This window comes from Acinetobacter higginsii, from assembly GCF_000369845.1.
In the GTDB taxonomy this organism is placed as follows: domain Bacteria; phylum Pseudomonadota; class Gammaproteobacteria; order Pseudomonadales; family Moraxellaceae; genus Acinetobacter; species Acinetobacter higginsii.
Genome location: NZ_KB850212.1, coordinates 237,813 through 256,350, shown reverse-complemented (window position 1 = coordinate 256,350; position 18,538 = coordinate 237,813). Strand labels below are relative to the sequence as shown.

15 protein-coding genes are annotated in these 18,538 nt (G+C 40.2%); 7 read left to right on the top strand and 8 right to left on the bottom strand.

The window, feature by feature from the left end:
- Positions 1-289 precede the first annotated feature (289 nt).
- Genes epmB through F885_RS14105 form a run of 3 tightly spaced genes read left to right on the top strand, consistent with a single transcriptional unit; the run spans position 290 to position 5,146 of the window.
- A complete protein-coding gene (epmB, locus tag F885_RS14095) occupies positions 290-1,306 on the top strand; it encodes an EF-P beta-lysylation protein EpmB (RefSeq protein ID WP_005202633.1) in 1,017 nt (338 codons plus the stop codon).
- Positions 1,307-1,319: 13 nt separating this feature from the next.
- Positions 1,320-3,074 (top strand): hypothetical protein, encoded by a 1,755-nt coding sequence (locus tag F885_RS14100; protein ID WP_005202631.1) that lies wholly within the window; start codon positions 1,320-1,322, stop codon positions 3,072-3,074.
- Positions 3,056-5,146, top strand: coding sequence for an EAL domain-containing protein (locus tag F885_RS14105; protein WP_005202629.1), 2,091 nt, complete (start codon positions 3,056-3,058; stop codon positions 5,144-5,146). Before F885_RS14100 ends, F885_RS14105 begins: the two co-directional genes overlap by 19 nt.
- A gap of 87 nt (positions 5,147-5,233) precedes the next feature.
- Here F885_RS14105 and rpmE read toward each other — a convergent pair whose 3' ends face one another.
- The 4 genes from rpmE to F885_RS14125 form a co-directional block, all read right to left on the bottom strand.
- Positions 5,234-5,458: a 50S ribosomal protein L31 gene (gene rpmE / locus F885_RS14110; RefSeq protein WP_004808257.1), complete on the bottom strand. Its 225-nt coding sequence runs from the start codon at positions 5,456-5,458 to the stop codon at positions 5,234-5,236.
- A gap of 199 nt (positions 5,459-5,657) precedes the next feature.
- Positions 5,658-6,626: a bile acid:sodium symporter family protein gene (locus tag F885_RS14115; protein WP_005202627.1), complete on the bottom strand. Its 969-nt coding sequence runs from the start codon at positions 6,624-6,626 to the stop codon at positions 5,658-5,660.
- Between the two features lie 416 nt (positions 6,627-7,042).
- Positions 7,043-7,444, bottom strand: a complete 402-nt coding sequence (gloA, locus tag F885_RS14120) for a lactoylglutathione lyase (RefSeq protein WP_004808260.1) — start codon at positions 7,442-7,444, stop codon at positions 7,043-7,045.
- A gap of 2 nt (positions 7,445-7,446) precedes the next feature.
- A complete protein-coding gene (locus F885_RS14125; protein WP_005314422.1) occupies positions 7,447-9,621 on the bottom strand; it encodes an AmpG family muropeptide MFS transporter in 2,175 nt (724 codons plus the stop codon).
- Positions 9,622-9,807: 186 nt separating this feature from the next.
- On the opposite strand from F885_RS14125, the gene F885_RS14130 reads away from it, so the two are divergent.
- Positions 9,808-12,438, top strand: coding sequence for a Lon protease family protein (locus tag F885_RS14130; RefSeq protein ID WP_005202623.1), 2,631 nt, complete (start codon positions 9,808-9,810; stop codon positions 12,436-12,438).
- A gap of 45 nt (positions 12,439-12,483) precedes the next feature.
- Here F885_RS14130 and F885_RS14135 read toward each other — a convergent pair whose 3' ends face one another.
- The 3 genes from F885_RS14135 to surE form a co-directional block, all read right to left on the bottom strand.
- A complete protein-coding gene (locus tag F885_RS14135; RefSeq protein ID WP_004808267.1) occupies positions 12,484-13,413 on the bottom strand; it encodes a LysR family transcriptional regulator in 930 nt (309 codons plus the stop codon).
- Positions 13,414-13,550: 137 nt separating this feature from the next.
- The gene (locus F885_RS14140) at positions 13,551-14,375 is read right to left on the bottom strand and encodes a peptidoglycan DD-metalloendopeptidase family protein (protein ID WP_004808269.1); all 825 of its coding nucleotides are present in this window, start codon (positions 14,373-14,375) and stop codon (positions 13,551-13,553) included.
- A gap of 119 nt (positions 14,376-14,494) precedes the next feature.
- Complete coding sequence (gene surE, locus F885_RS14145; RefSeq protein WP_005202622.1) at positions 14,495-15,265, bottom strand: 5'/3'-nucleotidase SurE; 771 nt, start codon at positions 15,263-15,265, stop codon at positions 14,495-14,497.
- Positions 15,266-15,602: 337 nt separating this feature from the next.
- On the opposite strand from surE, the gene F885_RS14150 reads away from it, so the two are divergent.
- Complete coding sequence (locus F885_RS14150) at positions 15,603-15,977, top strand: MCR_0457 family protein (RefSeq protein WP_005202620.1); 375 nt, start codon at positions 15,603-15,605, stop codon at positions 15,975-15,977.
- Positions 15,978-16,075: 98 nt separating this feature from the next.
- On the opposite strand, the gene F885_RS14155 is transcribed toward F885_RS14150, so the two are convergent.
- A complete protein-coding gene (locus tag F885_RS14155) occupies positions 16,076-16,438 on the bottom strand; it encodes a VOC family protein (RefSeq protein WP_005202618.1) in 363 nt (120 codons plus the stop codon).
- Positions 16,439-16,773: 335 nt separating this feature from the next.
- On the opposite strand from F885_RS14155, the gene F885_RS14160 reads away from it, so the two are divergent.
- Together F885_RS14160 and dacC are read left to right on the top strand one after the other, a co-directional pair.
- On the top strand, positions 16,774-17,175 hold the full coding sequence (locus F885_RS14160) for an MCR_0457 family protein (protein WP_004808275.1): 402 nt from the start codon (positions 16,774-16,776) through the stop codon (positions 17,173-17,175).
- A 127-nt stretch (positions 17,176-17,302) separates the two neighbouring features.
- Positions 17,303-18,451, top strand: coding sequence for a D-alanyl-D-alanine carboxypeptidase PBP5/6 (gene dacC, locus F885_RS14165; protein ID WP_004808276.1), 1,149 nt, complete (start codon positions 17,303-17,305; stop codon positions 18,449-18,451).
- Positions 18,452-18,538 lie beyond the last annotated feature (87 nt).

Sequence of the window (18,538 nt, the reverse complement as noted above, 5' to 3'; positions counted from 1 at the left end):
GACACAGGAGATTTTTTCGACGATACAAGGCATGGATGGTGAAATTTAGTTATTCTAAATGAACCATACATAACGCAGTAGCTACAAAAAATCTCCCTGTCCCGTAGGGTTATGGCTAAAATTTCCTCATACTTCGTTATGAAACTTGGCAAGGGAATAGCCATTCCCTGCGTTTCACGCCTCGCATGATTAAATTTTAACCAATAACGCAATTCATATATGAACGTTAAACAAGCCCCAATGCTAGACTAGGCACACAGCTGCGGCTAACACTATTTTTACGTATGGCATGATAAACTATTTACATCAAGAGCAAAACTGGCAATCACAACTCAGTGACCTAATTACTGATCCTTTAGAGCTGTTAAATCTGCTTGAGTTATCTACCGATCAACTATTATCAGGGGCAATCCTCGCCTCTGAACAGTTTAAATTGCGCGTGCCACGTGCATTCGTCGGAAAAATGACCATTGGCGATCCGCTTGACCCTCTGCTATTGCAAGTCTTACCCCATCATCTCGAACTGGAAGAACATCCTGAGTTTGTGACGGATCCTTTAGGTGAAGAAGCCGCAAATCAAATGGCAGGGGTTTTACATAAATATCAATCACGTTTTTTGTTGACCTTAACAGGTGCATGTGCGATTCACTGTCGCTACTGTTTCCGTCGTCATTTCCCGTATCAGGAAAATCTGCCTAAAAATGACGATTGGTTAAATATCAAACAGTATATTGAGCAAAATCCACAAATCAATGAAGTGATTTTGAGTGGTGGTGACCCCCTCACACTAAACAATCGAAAAATTTCGTTGTGGCTAGAACGAGTCGCATCTCTCCCTCAGATTAAGATATTGAGAATTCATTCACGGGTTCCGATTGTGATCCCGAATCGTATTGATGAAGAGCTGATTTCTATATTAAAAAACAGTAGGCTACGTATTGTAGTAGTGGTACACTCAAACCACGCAGCTGAACTTGATGATTTCACTTGCTCGAAGTTGCTAGAGTTGTCATTCCAGCATATAACCGTCCTAAATCAGGCAGTTTTGCTCAAAGGTGTGAATGATTCTGCAGAAACTTTAAATGCATTGAGTAGCCGTTTATTTGAAGCACGAGTAATGCCCTATTACCTTCATGTTTTGGATAAAGTTAAAGGTGCTCAGCATTTTGATTTAAGATCTTCAGAGATAGATCAGATATACAGTGATGTATTAGCGAGTTTACCAGGATATCTCGTCCCGAAACTCGTCAGGGAAATTGCGGGCGAAAAAAATAAAACACCGCTTTTTGGGGTTCAAACATTCTGAGATTGATAACACAATGATGAATAATGCTTTTTCGGATATTTTTCAAATTCCAACAGTCTTAAGACGGGACAAACTTAGCTTTTGTGATACCAATTCTAAAAGTCTCAATGAATGGATTTCAAATCTATCCATTATGCAGTTGGGCGATACCTCCAAAGCACTATTTGCAGCTTTATTAGAGCTGAGTGAACTGGAATGTTCGGAAACTTTACGTTTTGACTTGGTTCAGGTTCTGCACCCAACCATTGAAAATGTTTTGGGAAGTCTGGAAAAGAACTTTTTCAATCAGGGCGTGATTAGCTCAGATCGTAATGAGCATATCATTGAACTAGCAATGTTATTGCGTTGCTACTTTGCAGCAATCTATATCAATATTGTGCGTCGCAGTAATGACCAGCTTGATCAGCAAAAGTTTTCTATTTTCGCGCTGAATCAAAAGAAAAATCTGCAAACGGCAAGAACCTTAGCCACCTTTCAATCGCTACAGCAATTAACCCAATTGCTCTATCAACAACATATGTTGTATAGCGAGCCAGTTGCTGGGCAGTGGTTAATTGCCCATCAACTCTATGATGCAGCAGTGACACATAAGTATCAGCATACCAACTTAGATCAGTCTCAGGGTAAACCAAGTTCGATTACCAATATTACTCAGGCCTATGCCCAGCTGATCTTGATGGATATTTTTAATACCAATCAAATTCGTCAATCTGAAATACAAGCTCTGTTCCAGTGTAGTTTTGACTGGGCCAAAATGGTCCAAATCTTGGCTAAAGAAACTGATTTAACCAAGTATGTCGTAGATACCAGCAAAGACCATCCACCGATTTATAATAAAAAACAAAGTTCTGGCTTCAACCCAAACATCTTTATCAGCACACATAGTTTGTTGGATCATGTCACAGCAACACTGCATAAAAATGCAGAATATATTTCTAAAAATGAAAAAATCTATTTAACCCCAGCACTGAAATTTCATGTGCAAACTATTTTAGGTACAACTGCAGAACGCCGTCATGAGCGTTATGAATACTCAGCGCAACTGCATATTTGCTTTGGTTTACTGACTGCGCACTTCTATCTCTCCAAAGCTAAGAATTTCGCAGAGACCTTATTGCTAGACCACAGTTATGGTCTACAAAATGAATCGAAGTTTATGTCGGCTTGGGACAAAAAAAGTGCTTCTGACAACCAAGAGTCTGCGATTCAACGTTTAAGTCGTGAAAGTAAAGCCGTTTATCAAGCTGATATTCTAGATATCAGTGTCAATGGTTATCGTATTAAGTGGTCTGGAGAAGCACCAAAGAATCTAAGAACTGGCGAATATATTTTAGTCAAAGAAACATCACATGGGCATTGGCGTGGAGGCGTAATCCGTTGGCTCAAACAATCAAGCGAGAAAAGTCTAGAACTCGGTTTAGAAGTATTGGCACAAGAGATCTTCCCTTGTGCTGTTCGCATACAGGCTGATCGACATATCAGTAATTATCATCCAACACTTTTATTAAAAAACCAAAATCTGGATGAAACAAAAACAACTTTAATTTTACCAGGTTCACAAATTTTTAGAGAACATCAAGCTGTTCATTTAAGATTGGGGAAAGAGGAAGTCAAGGTGTATTTATTAAACGCACAATTAATTACCCAGAGTTTTGTTCAATTTGAATTTGAACTGCTAAATGATGAGGAACTTCCGGTTCTTCAAAAATATATGGCACAAAAAAATATGGACACAATTGATCAAGATTTATGGGAAGCATTAAAGTGAGAAATTCTTTACTGTCTAAGAAACTCAAACGGACAGAAACCCGTTTACTAATTATTGACGACAATCAACTTCGTTATAATCAAATTGCCGCGATCTTTAAGGCGCAAGATCATCAAATTCATGCCACCTTATTAGATGATCTTAAAACATTTGAAAAACAGTTAAATTTACCCTGGGATATTGTGATTTTTGGTCGTGCTTATGACTTAAAAATCGAACAAACTCTATCCTTGATTCAAGCTTCATCGCAGCCAAGCTTGCCTGTGTTGTTACTGGAACCTGATGACTATAACCATGATCAATATCAGACCTATATTCACAAAGGCATCTATGATGTTTTGAATCTTAAAATACCTGAAACGTTCTATATTAGCATGATCCGTGCATTGTCTTATAGTCGTCTGGTTCAAGCTGAACACCGCTTGCTCAATGAGCTTGAAGCAGCACAAACGCAAGCTCAATCCTTAGTCGCAGAGACGCATAAAGCTGTTGCCATTTTACAAGAAGGTATTCACATCAGTGCCAATACTGAATATGCCAACCTATTTGGATTTGCGAGTGAAGATGAACTGATTGGCTTACCGATCCTCGATGTTTTGCAACCTGAAGATTTAGCACAATTTAAACTGCGCTTTAAAAAGATTTCTCAAGGTCAGTTCGAGCAAGGACGTTTTGAGCTGCGTACTCAAAATGCAACTGTGAAGAACAACCCATTACATCTTGAGTTTTTACCTTCAGGCAATGAAGAGGAAATTCAACTCAATATTGAATGTGGAACATCATCACAAGTAACTGCAGCACCTGCAACTGTCATTTCATCTGAGAAAGTATCCAATTTAAATAGTGCTTTACAACAGATTAATCGACAGCTGACCAATCATCCAGCCAATGCCAATGCAGTTGTGCTGTTTAGCCTGAGCAGTTGTCCAAATGAGGTTTTTCAAAGTGATTGGCGTAGCACCAAAGCGTATTTTGCCAATATCCAAAACTTTATCAAAGAACAAGTCAGTGTTCCTGTTTATCCAGTCGATAGCACACTCTACGTTGCATTGTTTCAAGCTGAATCCAAAAATGTTTTGAATTCACTGCTGATTGGTTTAAACAGCTTGCAGAAACCACAACTTTTAGCGACTACTCAGCACACCTTCCCTTTACACCTTAAATTGGGTTATTGCGAACTTGCACAAGCCATTCCAGATGAAGCGGTTTTTGAGCAGGTCCTAAGTAAAGCATTCACTGCAGCTTTACCAGTATTCAATAGTCCAAAAATTGATACTGATATTGGTTTAACAACCGAACACATTCCAACAAAAGTCCAGTTAAGCTTGTTACAAGAACTGAAACAGAAACTGGATATCGGTGATATTCATCTTAAATATCAGCAGCTTTATGATAAACAAGATCAGCATACACATACTTATGAGGTTTCTGGCGGCTTTATCTATAACAATCAATGGCAAGACTTAAGTGATCTAGCCGATCTTAAAGATGATGTTGAATTATCAGTTCAACTAGACCGCTGGATTCTTGTTGAGGCATGTAAGCAATTACATAACTTCATCACTCAATATCCAAAAGCCAAGCTGATTGTCAACCTCAATCATCATGTGTTATTGAATGATCAAAAACTCCCAGAGTTAGTTGCAAAATTACTCACTATTATTGGCAGTAAACAAGCACACCCATTAATTCTGCAATTTTCTGAACAAGCACTGCAACAGAACCTATCGCAAGCACAGCCACAAATTGCCTTGTTGCGTCAACATGGTGCTGAAGTTTCGATCCGAGGTTTCGGTGATTCACTTTATAGTGACTCGATGCTGCAACAGATTGATGCTCAATATTTGAGTCTACATGGCAAATTGACCAAAATGCTTGCCTCTGAAAAAGACATGGCAAACTTACAAGAAAAAATCCTGCATTTTATTGGCCAAAAACCTGTGGAAATTTTCTTGATGGAACTCAATGACATGAACCTGTTTGCCAATGCATGGAATGTTGAAGCACGTTTTTTACAAGGGAACTACTTCCAGAAAAAGCTTGATCGCTTAACCGATGTACAAGACCAATAAGGTCTTGTACACCACTGTCTATATACATTATCGATAAAATATAGGCACAAAAAAACGGGCATATCGCCCGTTTTTTCTTTCTTGATATTAACGTTTGACAGAACGTGACATACCAGAGAAACGTTGTTTGAATTTGTCGATACGACCGCCAGTGTCCACATTCTTTTGTTTACCAGTATAGAATGGGTGGCAAGCTGAACATACGTCAAGGTAAATTGTTTCTTTACCAAGAGCAGAACGAGTTTCGATTACGTTACCACATGAACAAGTAGCAACTAAGTTTTCATATTTAGGGTGAATATCGGCGCGCATGGTCGATGCTCCTATTTAGTAAGAAAGGCTTAAGCTGTTATCGCAATTGATCACTCTCAATTTGAGGAAAGCAAAGTGTTTTCACACTTGCAGATCAACACCACAACAGACCATTTCTTTTGACTCACCGAGACTCTAAAGGTCAGAGCAAAGCCAACAAGTGCCGAAGATTATACGCCAAAAAATTAAATTTTGCGAACTATTCCTGATTTGATTTTGACCAACGATTCGCAATCACCCCACAAACCATCAACTGAATTTGATGGAAAATCATAATTGGCAGTACGATCATACCTAAAGGCTGCCCGATGAACAGGATTTGAGCCATGGGTACACCGCTCGCTAAGGTTTTCTTGGAGCTACAGAAGAAGATCGTCACTTGATCAGCATGATTAAAACCTAACCACTTAGGTACATACAACGCAAGCAACATCACGAGAGTCAATAATACCGAACACGCAAGTACCAGATACAACAAGGTTAAACCACTGACCTGATGCCATAAACCTGCTACTACAGCACTACTGAATGCCCCATAAACCACCATTAAGATCGATCCCTGATCAAACGCTTTGACGATACTAGGTACTTTGACCATATATGGAAAAACATACGGACGTAATAATTGCCCTAAAATAAAAGGCACCAGTAGTAACAAGGTGATTTGAATAATTGATGTGGTCGGATCAAAACCATGTTGGCTTTGTCCCAAAATAAAATAGCTCACCAAAATCGGGGTAATAAACATCCCGATAATATTGGAGAAGGATGCGCTACATACAGCGGCTGCCACATTACCCTTAGCCATCGAAGTAAATGCAATAGAGGATTGTACTGTTGATGGCAAAAAGCACATAAATAAGAAACCCCAATACAACTGCTGCCCCAGTAGAGGTTCCAACACAGGTTTAGCCAGCAATCCAATCGCAGGAAAAATCACAAACGTAAAAGCAAACACCAAAGCATGCATTTTCCAATGCAGCATCCCTTCAACCACGGCTTCACGTGATAACTTAGCGCCATGTAAAAAGAACAGCACTGCAATTGCGACCGTGGTTAAAATATTAAAATAATGTGCAATCTGACCTGAGACGGGTAAAAAAGTCGCCAGTACTACCATTGCGATTAATAATATTGTAAAGCGGTCCACTGCCAGTTGCTTCAACATAACTTATCCCTATCTACTCACTAAAACTAAAAAGCCCAATATGATGTTGTTGATCATTTGATCGCACCATCATACTGGGCTGAATAAATAAAGCTAGGGCTTTAGATTAGAAATCTTGGACCCAATAGACCAAAGAGAGGGTCTATTGATATTTCAGCCATGCCTTGCGTTATCGGCTAAAATGACATAAACAAGGCATGAAACGCTGGCAATGGCATTCCCTTGTCAAGTTTCATAACGCGGTTTATGGAAGTTTTAGCCATAACCCTACGGGACAGGAATGTTTTTTGCCACTAGTGTGTTAGATCTTGCTTACCTAGAATAACTAGGTTTCACAAAACCAGCCTTGCACCGTCTAAAAAACATCCTCTGTCGCAATGAGAGCTATAGCTCGTAAAGTGAAATGTCAACAGACCCTAGTTATTACGTGCGTTTTGATCCTGTTGAATCAATTCAACTTTATAACCATCTGGATCTTCAACAAAGGCAATCACTGTAACACCACCTTTCATTGGACCCGCTTCACGTACGACTTTTCCACCACGTGCTTTGATTTCTTCACATGCTTTATAAGCATCATCTACACCAATAGCGATATGACCATAAGCATTACCTAAATCATAGCTGGCTGTATCCCAGTTATGCGTGAGCTCAAGCACAGTATTGTTTTCTTCATCGCCGTAGCCAACAAAAGCCAAGGTAAAACGCCCTTCTTCGTAATCACGTTGGCGTAGCAATTTCATACCAAGTACCTCAGTGTAGAACTTCAAAGATTGTTCTAAATTACCTACTCGTAGCATCGTATGTAACATGCGCATAGTTATTCACCTGTCTGTTGAGTTGTTTGGTTTTCATGATCGCGCAACAGTTTCGCAACCCATACCACTAAAACTAAAATTGGAATACCAATTAAAGTCGTCATTAAAAAGAAATTCGGATAACCAATATTGCTGACAATCGTTCCTGAATAACCGCCCAATAATTTTGGTGTTAAAGTCATTAATGAACTGAAAATCGCATATTGAACTGCGGTAAATGATACGCTGGTTAAACTCGATAAAAAGGCAATAAATGCCGCACCAGCTAAACCTGAGGCTAAATTATCGACAATAATGGCAAAATATAACCATAACGAGCTATAACTTTTAATCACCTTACCAGACAATTCAACCATACCTGATTGAGCTGGATCAACCACAGTAATCGGTTGAATATCCACATTTAAATCCGTCTCTGCATGAGATGCCGTATCGACGCGATATTGTCTGGTTGCCAACAATTCACTGCCCGTATTGTTGGTTAAATTAGCCAAAGCCGTAATGGTCTTGGTCGGTGATGCTTGCAAAATTTTGCCATCAATCACGCCTGTGAATAAGCCATTTTGATCCACTTTCGCTACAAATTCCTGCCCATCTAATGTTAAAACAACAGGACTTTCTGCATTGAGTTGCTCAGCTTTTACACCGGCTAACTGACCTTTGATTACCAGACTTTGTTTTAACTCTTTCGGCGTGAGTTGATCATCACCACTCATTGGTAGCAGTTGAATCTGGGCGTGTTGCGCATTCACCAGATAAGGAACTTCAAACTGAGCCTTCGAGTCTGCTTGGTTTTGATATTGAGTACTGACCTGAACCGTATTTGCTTTAGCTAATACTTCATTTGGAACTTGTAACTTCCAATATCCCACCTCATCGGTCTGCACTTGATAATGCTGAGCGCCCACTTGGACTTCAACCTGATCCAATGGCTTGCCAGATTTAACTAAACCGATAAAGATCAAATTGGTTGAGCTTGCCAATACCGCACCAACGAACATGAGTTTCATAATGTTCATACGTTGCGCCAACAGGCCACCTAAGAAGCCACCGACCAAACTAAATATTACACCATAAATTTTGACTGCTTCAGCAATCTGCTCTTTACTAAAGTTTAGATCTTGATAGAACACATTTGAAATCACCCCTGCAATAATGTCAGAGATACGAAAGAAACCAATTAACAGTAATAAAACCAATGCCAGTTTAACGCCATAGCGCTTAAAGAAATCCAGAATCGGGGCAACCCATGTTTCTTTCGCCATTTGCTGATTGACAACACCCATTTTAACCAGCCCAAAACCGATCAATAAGGCAGTTGCGGTTGCAGTTAAAAAGCGCAGCGCTTCTAAACCAAATAATGCAGCGGTGTCTTTAATTGCTGCTGCCTTGGCAATGGCTTCAGTAACGTTACCTGAATAAATATAGCTCACCACAAAAGTTGCAACCGCGATAAAAAACACAAACACCAAACGGTAATAATCCGTGGTTTTATAATGCTTATAAACGCGATTCACTTGCGGTTCACGAACACATAAGGTGGTGATAATACCCACCACCATCACTGCGGCCATGGTTAAATAGGTATATTTCCAAGCTTCGTAGATATAATTACCTTTGGCCGTTCCCAAATAGGCTGCTAGGAATAACGCTCCTGCACCAGCAACAATCATCCCAATACGATAGCCCGCATTGTATGTTGAAGCCAACACAGTTTGCATTTCAGTTTCAGCTAACTCAATACGGTAAGCGTCAATCACAATATCTTGTGTTGCAGCTGAGAAACCCAGTAATACTGCACCAAATGCCATTTGGATTAAATAGCTTTGACCAAGCGCAGGATCTGAAAAAGCCATAATACAAATTGCACAGATAATTAAACATTGTGCAATGAGCAACCAAGCACGGCGACGACCTAAACTCTTGGTTAAAAATGGGACGGGTAATTCATCAATTAACGGTGCCCAAACAAATTTAAAGGAATAACCCAAGGCGGCCCAACTAAAAAAAGTGACCGCACTTTTATCAATACCAGCCTCACCTAGCCATAACGACAAGCTAGAAAAAATCAATAAAATTGGAATCCCTGCGGAGAAACCAAGAAATAACATAATCAGAGCACGGCGATCTAAAAATGCTTTAAATGCCGATGCCCAACCAGAGGCTTGAGTTGTCATTGGTTATTATTTTCCATGAACATGCGTGAATGTGCTTATTCAATCGTTTCTTGCCCTTGCTTGCAAGTTGCTTTATGCAATCATTCTTTTGTTTTGTCGATAAAAAACACAAGTTCGCTTGATCTTTAGGGCTAAAACTGTATACCTTTAATTACTCAACTTTAGTTTATTTGTTGGATAGCAACAGTGACCCAAAAACTCGATCAAATGACTGCAACAACTTTATCATTAACACCAACAAACACTATCACCGCAAATATAAACTCTTTACCAAGCGCATTTGACCAGACGGACATACAAGCAACACTGATTAAAACCGCACTACGTGCAGACCAACTCACTCATATTCCAGACCTAGCTGAAATACCAAGTTCGACCAAACGCATCAAGCCGCTCAATAATTTTTTAGGGCAAGATCGCGCACGTGCCTCTGTTGAAGCTGGTATTTCATTACCCTACTCAGGATATAATATTTTTGCTGTTGGCACGGCAGGATTGGGTAAACGTACCATGATCAAGCGTTTGCTGCAGCAACACGCCAAAACCATGCCGACACCAAATGATTGGGTCTACGTAAACAATTTCAAAAATCCAAGACAACCAATCGCGCTGCACTTTCCTGCTGGACAAGGCACCAAATTTCAAAATACATTGCAACAAGCATGGCAAATCATTTTGAAACAATTGGAACGCCGTTTTAGTGCAGAAAGCTATCACAACCGTATTGAGCGTATTCGTCAAGATACCGGAGATGTACAACAGCAAGCTTTGGTTGAACTCACTAAAGAAGGCGAAGAACTCGATTTAAAATTAGTTTCTCGCAATGACAAACATGTCTTTATAGCAATGCAGTTACGAAATGATGAATATCATGAATTAACGCAGAATGAGCTCAATGCACTCCCAACCAAAGAACGCACAGAAATTAATTCTAATATTCGTTATATGGAGAAAAAGCTAGAGCGCTTAGGTTTACATCTAGGTGATTTAGAAGATGATGCACGCGATCAAGTTTCGAGCCTCAATCGAGATATTGCGACGCAAGTGGTCATGCCACGCATTGAGTCCATCTTAAATAAAAATAAAGAGGTGAAAGGCTTAGATTTGTTCCTAAAACACTATGCTGAAGACATTATTGACAATGTTGAGCTGATCTTAGAGCAAGAAGAAGATGACTTTACCCCTGCCTTATTTAATCGTGTCCCGTCACGTTATCAAGCCAATGTGATTGTTGCCAATAAACCGAATAGCGGTGCTCCCGTTATTTTTGAAGACTTTCCAACCCACTACAACTTATTGGGTCATGTTGAGCAACTCACACATAATGGTACGATCACGACTGACTTCACTTTGATTCGTCCTGGCTCGTTGCATCAAGCCAATGGCGGCTTTCTCATGCTTGAAGCTGAACAATTGCTTGAGCAGCCGTATGCATGGCAAGGTTTAAAGCGTGCCTTAAAATCAGGACAACTTAAGCTCTCATCACTCGAACACATGCTGACCTTAACAGGGAGTATTTCAATTGAGCCAGCTTCAGTTCCGCTTGATATTAAAGTCATTTTATTGGCCGAACCTGAAATTTATTATGAAATTCTGGAAGTTGAGCCAGAGCTAGGCAGTGTCTTTAAAATCCGTGCTGACTTTACCGATACATTACAACGTAATGACAGTAACGAACAAGCGTACATGCAGTTGATTGCCGATTATGTACAAGCTGACAAGCTCCTTCCATTTGATCGCTCTGCGCTCGCAGCTTTACTGACCGATTCAAGTCGCCAAGCCGAAGATCAAAGTTCACTATCACTCCATGCCTCAACGCTGGGTGATTTAATTCGTGAAGCGCATCATCATGCTTTTAAAGCGGATGACAAGATCGTCACTGATCAGCACGTTAATCAGGCCTTACATCATCGTCAATACCGCTTAGGCTATTTACGTGAATTGTATTGGCAAGACCTGTCTCGTGGAACACAGCTGATTGAGACTTCAGGACATCGTCTTGGTCAGATCAATGCCCTCTCTGTGATTCACTATGCTGATGTTGAGTTTGGTCTACCTTCTCGTCTGACCGCATCTGTGTATCAAGGTGGCGGTGATATCCTCGATATTGAGCGTAGTGTAGAACTCGGTGGTTCACTGCATGCCAAAGGCGTCTTACTGATGTCGAGCTTCTTAAAAGCTCATTTTGGTCGTGAGCAAATTTTACACTTCTCTGCTGCATTAGCGTTTGAACAGAGCTATGGGCAAGTCGATGGTGATAGTGCTACGGTTGCAGAACTTTCAGCGCTTATCTCTGCGATCTGCCAAATTCCAATTGATCAGTCTTGGGCAATCACAGGCTCGATGAACCAGTTGGGTCAAGTACAGCCAATTGGTGGTGTCAATGCCAAAATTGAAGGCTTCTATGACGCTTGTAAATTGCAAGGCTTAACTGGCAAACAAGGTGTCATTATCCCACGTCAAAATATGCAGCACTTGATGTTACGTCAGGATGTAAGCGATGCTGTCCAAGCAGGACAATTCCATGTTCATGCGATTGATACCATTGATCAAGCTTTAGAAATTTTAATGGCACGCCCAGTCGGAACCCTTGATAAAAAAGGTCGCTATAGCAAAAACTCGATCTATGCTGCGGTGATGGAGCAACTTGAATATTGGCAAGCGATCGAGGATGGCGAAGCCGTTGAAGACGAGGAACCAAAGAAAAAGAAGAAGCGAAAAAAAACCAAGAAGGATGAAGTTACGGCGAAAACTTCTGAAGAAACAGCTGTTGAAGCAAAGAGCTTAAAACCACTCAGCAAAAAGAAACGAAAATAGAGCTAAAGGAAAAGCCATGTTCCTGACGGAACATGGCTTTTTTTATTAGGCTACGCCCTGCAAGGAACGCCCACCAGGAAGTTGAGCAAAATATTGCTTCAGCGCATCAATACAACGATGTACTTTCATTGGGTATTGCTCACGCTTAGAGGTTAAAGCATGCAAGGTATACGCTGGCAATTGCCAATCGGGTAATACCTCAACTAAAGAACCATTAATCAATTCTTTTTGAATATCCATATACAAAATACGTGCTACGCCATGCCCTTGTTGGCATAGTGATTTTGCGACAAAGACATTATTCGTACCTAAACGTGATTTCATATCCACATTGACAACTTCACCACTGGTACCATGACGGAATGCAAAATGTTGATAGCCTTGCATTAACGTGATTGGCAGTAATTCATGGTGACGTAAATCTTCAGGACGAGTAATCGGCTGAGCTTGATTGAGATAACTTGGTGAAGCAACTAACACCTGATCTACACGAGCCAAAGGTACAGCTGCTAATTGATGATCATCAACTTTCAGACTCATACGAATCGCAATATCAATACGTTCTTCGATTAAATCAATATAACGGTGATCCGCTTCAAAATGGATGGCTAAGCCTTTATGCGCTGACATCCAATGAGAAAGTGCGGGAATGACATGTAGTGCACCCAACTCTGGCGTAGTTGCAATACGTAAATCTCCGACGAGATCGTCCCGTAATTCATTGATTCTGATTTTGCCACGTTCAGCCGCAGCTAACATTTCTTGGCAACTTAAAAAGAATGCTTGTCCTGCTTCAGTGAGACTGAGTTTTCGAGTTGAGCGATGGAGTAACGTAACATCCATTTCTTGTTCTAAAGAACGGATTTGTTGACTGACTGCGCTGGTTGTAATTCCTAAGTCTCTTGCTGCACCACTAAAAGAGCTTTTTTCCACAACACAGGCGAACACCCCCATTGCACGCAATTGATCTAGCATAGACTTCCCTCTTACCTTAATTTATTAATATGCTTATTGTTCTAATGAAAGCAATCTCATTTCAGTATACAAGGAAGTCTATTTACGCACTAGAGGATTATTAATAAATAATTGAAATATTGTTAATAATCCTAAGGTTAATTTGGTAAAACTGTGACTGGATTCACAGGTTTTCCGTCTAAGCGGACTTGGAACTCCATCATGACACGTGAAGCGCCCGATGAACCCATTTCTGCAATTTTTTGCCCCGCAGTCACGGTATCGCCACTCTTGACTAACATTTTGCTGTTATGCGCATAAGCCGTGATATAACCATCGATATGTTTGACTAAAACAAGATTACCGTACTCTTTTAAACCATCTGCGGCATAGACAACTTGCCCATTTGCTGCTGCGAAGATTGGATCCCCTTCATTACCACCGTAACGCGTTCCTTTTACATTACTCGCCATATTATAGCTTTGAATAATTGGTCCATTCGATGGCTTCACCCAACGTAGACTTGATGCTAAGGTCGTAGATGGATTAACAGGCACTGCTGGAACCACTGGTCTTGGGATCACAGGCTGTGTTTTTGGAGCCACAGGTTGCTGAGTCGGTAAATTAATGCTTTGACGTTGAATTGGTGCGGTCTGTGTCATTGCTTGCGTAGAGGTTGTACGTTGTGCGACAGAACCTTTTAAACGTAGAGATTGATTGACATAAATACGGTACGGCGGCGCAATACCATTCAAAGCTGCAACATCTAAGTAGTTCAAGCCATAACGATTTGAAATCGCGCTTAAGGTATCGCCAGAGCGAACCGTATAATAATTTGGTGCTTGCACATAACGCGCGCCACCATTTACTTGCGGTTTAGATGCACAACCCGTCATAACTGCCACTGTTGCAACCGCCATAGACAAAACGATTGTTTTAATCGTTTTCTGTGATAGAAAAACCGAGACATGGTTTAAGTGCATCTTCGCCCTCATCGAAAAAAACCTTAATTCATTATTACATTTGCGCCTAAGAGTACCAAAAAAGTGAGAAAAAACGAGTTCTCACTTTCTATATTCACAAAGTTATAACATTCATACGGCTAACCATTTACATGAGCATGCAAATTTTCAAGCACAGCATAGTTGGTTGCATCCATCTGGATTGGAGTAATGCTGACATAACCGTTCGAAACCGCAAAGAAATCGGACTGAATATCACTGGATACCGCTTGTGGATCGGTAATCGCCTCTCCTGCCAACCCAATCCAATACACCTGACGACCACGCGGATCAACATGACTACTAATCGGCTTGGATTGAGCACGTCGCCCCTGATAGGTTACCTGTGCGCCCTTAAGCTGTTCAATATCTGGAATGTTAATATTAAAGATATGACGTGGTGGCAAAACAGGGAGCCCTTTGGCAATAAAATCATGAACCCACTGCGCTGCCACTGCATAATGTTGTGGGTGTTCATAAGAACGTACATTTGATCCTGCTAAAGAAACGGCAATCGCAGGATGTTTCATCAAGCGCCCTTCAAAAGCTGCACCCACCGTACCTGAATATAAAACATCATCGCCAAGATTTGCACCACTATTGATGCCACTCACGACAAGATCAAATTCAAAATCGAACAGCCCATTCATGGATAAATAAACACAGTCCGCAGGTGTTCCATTGACTGCCCACACATCTTCAGAAATTTGTATTGGTCGTAAAGGGCGATCAAGTGTTAAAGCACTAGAATAACCGCTGCGCTCACTTTCTGGCGCAACCACCACAACGCGGCCCAAAGGTTTTAATGCTTGCGCTAAAGCTTGTAGCCCAGGTGCAAACACACCATCATCATTTGCTATTAAGATATTCACTGGAATCTATTCTCTATTTGGGGATAACTGGTATTTCAGCCACTCCCTGTGTTTAGGCCAACATAATTTAAATCAGGCATGAAACCTAGGCAATGACACTGCCCTTGTCAAGTTTCATCCTCAAATTAGAGACAATTCTAATAAACTGTGCGCGAAGAACCTGACACAAATTGATTTGAACGTTCAACAAAGTTGAGAAGATAAACTGAATACGACCCATGCCATCAACATCGTTGAACTGTCAACTGACCTCAGCTTACTCAACAGTTTTTCCAATTGAATTATTCCTTGAATTATATATATTTAGGTCTTCATAGTATTAGAAATTTATACAGCCATGAGACATTTATCTAATTTTATCCGAATTTTTGGGGTGAGTTTCACACTTTTAGCAGCACCTACTGTTTTTGCTGATGAAGCGGTTTCTGTAAAAGAAGCAGATGCATTGATTAAAGATGATATCGCCAATGCACAAGTACTGGTTGAAATGTGCCCGAACTTGATTGGTAAAAATGCTAAATTTGACCAAAATATCAAAAAAATGATGGGTTCATATTTAAGTAATTATTCTGATAAATCTGCTTCTTTGGACAGCTTACAGAAAGATGCTGAATTTAAAACTTTGCTAAAAGATGCTCGTGAAGCAGCATCTGAAGTGGATAAAGCCGAACAAAAATCAGTATGTGAAGAAGTAATTAATTTTGAAGGTTAATCACTTTTAGAAATCTGATGTGGTTTTAACGATTAAATGAGTTAAAACTACTTCGCTGTATCTAATTGATAAAAGTTCTGATATTGCTCGAATAATACTTACCAAGCATCCGGTTCACGAACCATATGAATAATATTAGCTGGACTAGTAATCCACCCTCCTCGAAATCCCTCTGTTAAGGGTTCAATTGCATCACAACGAATTACACCCGCCGCTTCCAAATATTCAGCAGCTTCGGAGAAATTATCGGTAAACAATTCAAGCCAAAGCTCAGCTTGACTCATCTCAGGTGCCGCAGCGATCCATAATTTAACGGGTCCAAGTTCAAAGCCTATATCAGGCAGCTTATCTGTAATTTGTTTAAGGCCAATCACATCACGATAAAACTTAACGGTAGCTTCAAATTGATGTGGTGGAAGTTTAAGTGCAATATCAACACCGCCTGTGAATTTTGCTTTCATCTTATTACTCCTACTATCTACAGATTTCTTATTTTCTCTCACATTTTTATTTACTTTGCGTGCCTCTCTTGTGGCGCAGTGGCTTCATCCATGCTCATCGCAACCCTATTAAAACAAACTCATCTTAAATCGCCTACTTTTAAAGCAAACCATGTACAAGCAAGCATGTCAAAACATGGCTCATCAAACCTCAAAAAGATCACTACGTTTTATATTCTGTATATCTATACCCACATTTTCTCCACGCTTCCTACAGCAAACATACATTTTTTAACATGCTTTTGTGCTATAAGTTGTTCAAATTCTTTAAGTCTTGTTTTTGAGTTTGATTTGTTATGAAGAAAAATGTTTTTAAAACACTAGGTTTATCATTCCTCATCGCCTCAAGTGCACTTGCGCCAACAGCATTTGCAGCTGAAAAAAAGTCAGAACCTGAAAAGATTGAAGTCACGCCTATGTCTGATAGTGTGACCAAGCAAGAACTTGCTGCTATCTATGTTCTTTCTGAAATTTGTCCAAGTTTAATTGGCAAAGATTTAAAATTTAATAAAGCCTATGACAACCTCGTTAAAGCTTATTTAAACAATGAAGCGAATGCCGTTGAAACCCTTAATAAACGCGTCAAAGGCAAGGACTACCAAGAGGCATTAAAAGAAGCGCGTGCTGACGCAAAAGCAGCTTCTGATGATGATAACCGCCAGATTTGTGATGATGTTCGTAATTATTACTCGAAATAATCCGACCAATTAAGCTTCAGGTTACAATACTGTATGAAAAAGCCGACTTCCCCCGTAGAAGTCGGCTTTGCTTTGTCCTAAAATGCTAGGCTCGTCTGCTTCATACAAGATATTGGAACCACCTAGAATGACTCAAAAAAGCGCTCTTGCTGCATTACTCCTTTTGCCAAGCTTTTCATATGCAGCAACTGTCCTATCTGCTCCACCAGAATTAAATAATAAATCTTATGTATTGATGGATTACGAGACTGGACAGATTCTCGCTGCTAAAAACGAAGATGAAAAACTTGCACCTGCTTCAATGACAAAAATGATGACAAGCTACATCATTGAGCAGAAACTTTTAAAGGGTGAATTGACTGAAAACGAACAAGTACGCATGAATGAATCTGCGTGGTGTCGTGGTAGCAGTTCTGAATCATGTATGTACGTTCCTTTAAATGGCACGGCAACAGTTTTAGAAATGCTACGTGGTATTATTATCCAGTCAGGTAATGATGCATCTAAAGCAATGGCCGAACACATTGCGGGCAATGAAGGTACTTTTGCCCACATGATGAACCAAGAAGCAAAACGTGTGGGTATGGTGAATACGCATTTCATCAACTCAACAGGTATGCCAGCTGATGGTCATTATTCAACAGCAAAAGATATGGCAATTCTTGCTCAGCACATTATCAAAGATAGCTCTAAATACTACCCAATCTATTCTGAAAAAGAATTTACTTTCAACGGGATTAAGCAAGGCAATCGTAATGCCCTTCTTTATACAGATCCAAGTGTTGATGGTTTAAAAACAGGTCATACCAATGAAGCAGGTTTCTGCTTAACCACGTCAAGTAAACGCGGTCCAATGCGTTTGATCTCGGTGATCTTTGGTACACCAAGCATGAATGAACGTGCCAGCCAAACACGTACATTATTGGCTTGGGGCTTTGCAAACTTTGAAACTGCAAACGTTCAACCTGCTAACCAAGTTCTTGCTAAAGCAAAAGTATGGTTTGGTAAACAAGACGAAGTTCAAATTGGCTTAGCTGAAAACTTCAATGTCACCATGCCTAAAGGCCAAGCAGACAAGATTAAAACTCAGCTTGTGGTTCAACCAAAACTGAATGCACCTTTAGCCAAAGGTCAAGTGGTTGGTAAATTAGTCGCGAGTCTCGATGGCAAAGTGATTGCTGAAAAACCACTGGTTGCATTAAAACCTGTTGAAGAAGCTAGCTTCTTTGCACGTATGATTGACCATATCAAAATGTTCTTCAGTAACTTATTCTAAATTTTAGAAGAGTACGATTAAGCATTCATGCTCTTGGGCATGGATGCTTTTTTATTTTATAATTCCTTTAAATTTTCCGATCGAAAG

Coding starts and splice junctions, on each gene's coding strand:
- epmB (WP_005202633.1), top strand. CDS start 290: ATGATAAACTATTTACATCAAGAGCAAAACTGGCAATCACAACTCAGT.
- F885_RS14100 (WP_005202631.1), top strand. CDS start 1,320: ATGATGAATAATGCTTTTTCGGATATTTTTCAAATTCCAACAGTCTTA.
- F885_RS14105 (WP_005202629.1), top strand. CDS start 3,056: ATGGGAAGCATTAAAGTGAGAAATTCTTTACTGTCTAAGAAACTCAAA.
- rpmE (WP_004808257.1), bottom strand. CDS start 5,458: ATGCGCGCCGATATTCACCCTAAATATGAAAACTTAGTTGCTACTTGT.
- F885_RS14115 (WP_005202627.1), bottom strand. CDS start 6,626: ATGTTGAAGCAACTGGCAGTGGACCGCTTTACAATATTATTAATCGCA.
- gloA (WP_004808260.1), bottom strand. CDS start 7,444: ATGCGCATGTTACATACGATGCTACGAGTAGGTAATTTAGAACAATCT.
- F885_RS14125 (WP_005314422.1), bottom strand. CDS start 9,621: ATGACAACTCAAGCCTCTGGTTGGGCATCGGCATTTAAAGCATTTTTA.
- F885_RS14135 (WP_004808267.1), bottom strand. CDS start 13,413: ATGCTAGATCAATTGCGTGCAATGGGGGTGTTCGCCTGTGTTGTGGAA.
- F885_RS14140 (WP_004808269.1), bottom strand. CDS start 14,375: ATGCACTTAAACCATGTCTCGGTTTTTCTATCACAGAAAACGATTAAA.
- F885_RS14150 (WP_005202620.1), top strand. CDS start 15,603: ATGAGACATTTATCTAATTTTATCCGAATTTTTGGGGTGAGTTTCACA.
- F885_RS14155 (WP_005202618.1), bottom strand. CDS start 16,438: ATGAAAGCAAAATTCACAGGCGGTGTTGATATTGCACTTAAACTTCCA.
- F885_RS14160 (WP_004808275.1), top strand. CDS start 16,774: ATGAAGAAAAATGTTTTTAAAACACTAGGTTTATCATTCCTCATCGCC.
- dacC (WP_004808276.1), top strand. CDS start 17,303: ATGACTCAAAAAAGCGCTCTTGCTGCATTACTCCTTTTGCCAAGCTTT.